The sequence below is a fragment of the Chitinophaga sp. genome, from assembly GCF_035564935.1.
Lineage (GTDB): Bacteria > Bacteroidota > Bacteroidia > Chitinophagales > Chitinophagaceae > Chitinophaga.
Map to the genome: position 1 here is coordinate 1 of NZ_DATMTE010000895.1, position 3832 is coordinate 3832.

4 protein-coding genes are annotated in these 3832 nt (G+C 45.4%); 2 read left to right on the plus strand and 2 right to left on the minus strand.

Going from position 1 to position 3832, the window contains the following annotated elements:
- Positions 1 to 138: 138 nt before the first annotated feature.
- Both VN105_RS23325 and VN105_RS23330 read right to left on the minus strand, forming a co-directional pair.
- Positions 139 to 999: a TraB/GumN family protein gene (locus VN105_RS23325; RefSeq protein ID WP_325644747.1), complete on the minus strand. Its 861-nt coding sequence runs from the start codon at positions 997 to 999 to the stop codon at positions 139 to 141.
- 151 nt (positions 1000 to 1150) lie between these two features.
- Entirely contained in the window at positions 1151 to 2266 is a 1116-nt protein-coding gene (locus tag VN105_RS23330) for a suppressor of fused domain protein (RefSeq protein WP_325644749.1), read from the minus strand.
- Positions 2267 to 2364: 98 nt separating this feature from the next.
- On the opposite strand from VN105_RS23330, the gene VN105_RS23335 reads away from it, so the two are divergent.
- Positions 2365 to 3135 (plus strand): NIPSNAP family protein, encoded by a 771-nt coding sequence (locus VN105_RS23335; protein WP_325644751.1) that lies wholly within the window; start codon positions 2365 to 2367, stop codon positions 3133 to 3135.
- Positions 3136 to 3368: 233 nt separating this feature from the next.
- Positions 3369 to 3482: an aminotransferase class V-fold PLP-dependent enzyme gene (locus VN105_RS23340; RefSeq protein WP_325644753.1), complete on the plus strand. Its 114-nt coding sequence runs from the start codon at positions 3369 to 3371 to the stop codon at positions 3480 to 3482.
- Positions 3483 to 3832 lie beyond the last annotated feature (350 nt).

A 3832-nucleotide genomic window follows, 5' to 3' on the forward strand; every position in this document is an offset into this window, starting at 1 on the left:
GTAAATGATTTCCTGCGTAAGATCCTGCTGGTCATCTTCAGCATCCATATACATCCTGGAAATCTTATGGATAATTCCTTTGTGAGCTTCTACCAGTTCAAGAAATTCTTTTTCCTTGTTTTTCAAACGGTGACAGCTTTAATTCAAAATAGGTTTAACAGTATATCCTTTCTCTCTCAATAATTTAATCAGTCCTATAGGGCCTCCCAGGTGTGCCCCACCTACTGCAAAGAAGGTGCTTCTCTTTTTCATCATACCGGGTATTTTTTCTGCCCAGTTCTTATTCCTCACCTCCAGCATCCAGTGAATGGCATTTTCATCCATTTGATCCGGGGCGGTAAGGAGCGCGTACATATCGTTAAGATCTTCTGCTTTATAGGCGGCCACCAGTTTATCAGTGTTTGTGCTGCTGCTGTCGAAAGCTTTTACCTGGTCTACTACCTGCTTATCAGTATACGATTTCAACAGGTATCCCACTTGTTCTTCCAGTCCTTCCAGGTAACCGATATTCTTTTTCTCTGCCTGTGTCATTTCTATGAAAGTAGTTTCATAAGACTTCAGCTCCTTACATGGAAATGATTTCATAGCCAGTAATGAGATCGCCGCCACCAGTTGATAGTTTTCGAACGGCGCCAATGGCACACCGCATTTTACTTTCAGTATGGAATCTACCATATGGTAATCTGCAGCGGATAACCTTTTACTTAAGGGTATATCGGTGGCCATTGCTTTAGCCATTATCGTATTAATGTTGGGGTCGAGGATATTAGCTTCAATCACCAGCTGCTCCGACTGGTGTAACGCCTGCTTTGTTTTCTCCGTTATTTTAAAATCATTCTCGCAGATCATATGAATGGTACCATATAAATAAGAAGGCTTAGCCAGCCCATTGCCACTTATTTCCCACAATAACGATTTACCCTGTGCAGATGCTTTACCGGCAAATAAGCCGGCGATTACCAAAGTAGCTGCTGTAATATTTCTGAAGATGTTTTTCATGTGCTTTTAATTTTCTTTTCAGATTAGTAGGCCATGGGATCATTTCGTTACAAAATATTTCAACTTTTTTAAAAAACTTCTCCATCTCTCCACCGGTAAAGAAAAAAGCCTGCTTTTTCTGCAGGCTTTCACGTATAAAAAAGAAGTTCCGCTAATCGGATGGCAACTCAGATCGCCGGGTAACGAGGTGACTTAGGTTGTGTTGAATCATTTTTTCCAGCAGGTCGTAGCCTGCGTTGGGCCGGGAATGGGCATATTCCCTTTCCAGTTTGGTGATAGGAGCCAGCCAGTAAAGGTTTACTTTATCACCATATACCTCTGGCAGTTCTATGGAAGGACCATTATATAAAGCCGACGATACCACTACGCTTTCGAAAGGCGCCGGCAGTTCATCCGAGCTTACCGTGTGTCCTTCGCCCAGCCAGGTGATCTGTTTCCAGGGCCGGTCTGCCATACCGGACATCAGGCCGGCCATTGCCATGATCTCTTTATCTGTAAAGTCTTTTTTGCTTACTGCCATTGCCAGTTCCATACGGCGGAACCCCGGGGAGCGGTCGCTGTACAGCAGTTCCACCCAGGGCATCGGGCGGATGCTTATTCCCAGGGTAAGGAAGTACACCACATCGTCTTTTTCGAATTTACCCAGCGCCATGGGAGGCCATTGTCCACCATCGATGGCATAATACTGCTGGATGGGTCCAAACACTGCCTCATAGGCTTTTATGTATTGGTCCTGCAAAATGCTCCAGGTTTGGCTGGTTTCGTCTTCCCAGTCTTTCCAGAAAGCAACAGCCTGGTCTACCCGCTCATACATGGCGTTGGCCCCACGTTTACCGAGTGGCATCAGCCGGTCGTTTTCGCCGGCGCCGGTACAATCCGCTGCATAAGCTACCGCATGTTCGTCGTTATAAAGGCTCCAGCCGGGTATTACACCCAGTATTTCATTGTCGTATAATACCGCTGCTCCATCTCCCTCTTCCATCCATACAATAGTGATCCGTTCTTTTTCCAGCGGTTCACTGCCCTGGGGATGCCTGCAGTAGGCTGCTTCAAGCATGGGCGCCATCCCTTCTTTCATAGCGGCCACATCTTTCTTTTCCGGCGCCGGGCGAAGGTTCCGCAACCAGCACGGGCGCGGGGAATACTTAGTGGTCAATAGTTCCGAAGGATACAGGTAAAAATAAGCCACCCTGTCGTCCTGTTCCACTACGGCATATAAAGTTCCCCTGTTATTAGGCTGATCTATCAACATTACCGGCTCAGACATAAGTACATTTTTTTAGCCTGCAAAATACGGCATTCTGAAGCATCACTATAATTCCTGCTCTATTTGCTGTATTTTGTCTGGTATACAATTAATTTTTTATGAAGATATATTCCACTTTGCTAATGGCGCTCCTGGTACTTTGTTCCGTTACCCTCACGGCCAAAGAAAGACAATTTTACCAGATCAAGATCTACCATCTGAAAACCCAGGACCAGGTAACACTGGTAGATAATTACCTGGAAAAAGCATTTCTTCCGGCGCTGCACCAGGCGGGTATTAAACAGGCCGGCGTGTTCAAACCGGTTACACCCGATACGGCCGACCTCCGGATCTATGTGCTGATCCCGTTCGAATCGCTCAATCAATTTGTTAACCTGGATAAAACCCTGGCATCCAACAAATCATTCGGCGTTAACGGGAAAGACTATGCAGATGCCGCATGGAACAACATTCCCTACACCCGTATTGAATCTATCCTGTTACAGGCGTTTCCCGGGATGCCCCTGTTACAGGCGCCGTCTTTAACAGCCCCCAAACAGGAACGGGTATACGAATTACGCAGTTATGAAAGCCCTTCTGAAAACTATCATATCAATAAAGTGAAGATGTTTAATACCGGAGATGAAATCGGCATTTTCCGGAATCTGCACTTTAATGCAGTATTTTATGCCTCTGTTATTTCGGGCTCCCGCATGCCAAACCTGATGTACATGACCACTTTCAATAATAAGGAAGACCGTGATGAGCACTGGAAGGCATTTAGTGCCGACCCCAAATGGAAAGCCCTTTCCGCAATGGAAGAATACAGTCACAATGTATCAAAATCAGACATCCTGTTCCTGCGGCCCACAAATTATTCAGACCTTTAATAAAAGAAGTGTGGCGGGTGTGCTGCTGCACAGCCCGCCGCCATTGATTATGTAAATCATATAGGCATTGATGTTATATACCAGTATGAACATTACCTGCCTGTATATGCTACGCAGCTCCTAAAAGAAGTACCTGGGTTGCGCTTAATAGGTATGGCTCCCGGCAAAACGAGCGTATTATCTTTTGTAAAGATTTCACTACCGAACAGGCAGGAGCACTCAACAAGGAAGGGATTGCGGTAAGATCAGGCCATCACTGCGCACAACCTGTGTTTCGCAGGTTTGGCGTGGAAAGCACTGTGAGGCCGGCGCCGGCGTTTTACAACAGCTGGCAGACATCCTGGTAAATACCCTGTTGAGATTATGGAGGAGCAGGATATAATTTTTTTTTGTAAGAAGAGATGGCCGGCTGTTTGCTTATTTCAAAACTGTTGATCATCTCTTCTTAAAAAAAATTTCATCTCACAGCAAAAAAAACAGCAACCTGGCAATATCCCCAAACAAGCCACAGCACTACATTACATTCGTTTTCATTTTCTTTTAAAAAGTATCGTTCCCCTGAAACATGCGGCTGTGCTCACAAAAAACAACATTTAAATTTTGCGGTTTAAATTATTTACCTACATTTGCACCTCACATTGCGAGGTAGAGCAGAGGTAGCTCGTCGGGCTCATAACCCGAAGGTCAGTGGTTCGAA

Excerpts from the sequence above, each read along its gene's own strand:
- VN105_RS23325 (WP_325644747.1), bottom strand. The coding sequence starts at position 999 with ATGAAAAACATCTTCAGAAATATTACAGCAGCTACTTTGGTAATCGCC.
- VN105_RS23330 (WP_325644749.1), bottom strand. The coding sequence starts at position 2,266 with ATGTCTGAGCCGGTAATGTTGATAGATCAGCCTAATAACAGGGGAACT.
- VN105_RS23335 (WP_325644751.1), top strand. The coding sequence starts at position 2,365 with ATGAAGATATATTCCACTTTGCTAATGGCGCTCCTGGTACTTTGTTCC.